Raw genomic sequence first — 255 nt, forward strand, 5'->3', positions numbered from 1 at the left:
TACGCTAACCCCATCAATTAACCTTCCAGCACCGGGCAGACATCACACCCTATACGTCCACTTTCGTGTTTGCAGAGTGCTGTGTTTTTAATAAACAGTTGCAGCAGCCTGGTATCTGCGACTGCCAACAGCTCAAGGAGCAAGTCCTATCACCACCAACAGCGTACCTTCTCCCGAAGTTACGGTACCATTTTGCCTAGTTCCTTCAGCAGAGTTCTCTCAAGCGCCTTGGTATTCTCTACCTGATCACCTGTG

1 rRNA gene is annotated in these 255 nt (G+C 49.4%); it reads right to left on the reverse strand.

Annotation, left to right across the window (positions count from 1 at the left end):
* Window positions 1–255: ribosomal RNA gene (locus NJD71_RS14125) — 23S ribosomal RNA — on the reverse strand; the annotation flags it as partial.

Source organism: Psychrobacter sp. PP-21, from assembly GCF_033790785.1.
In the GTDB taxonomy this organism is placed as follows: domain Bacteria; phylum Pseudomonadota; class Gammaproteobacteria; order Pseudomonadales; family Moraxellaceae; genus Psychrobacter.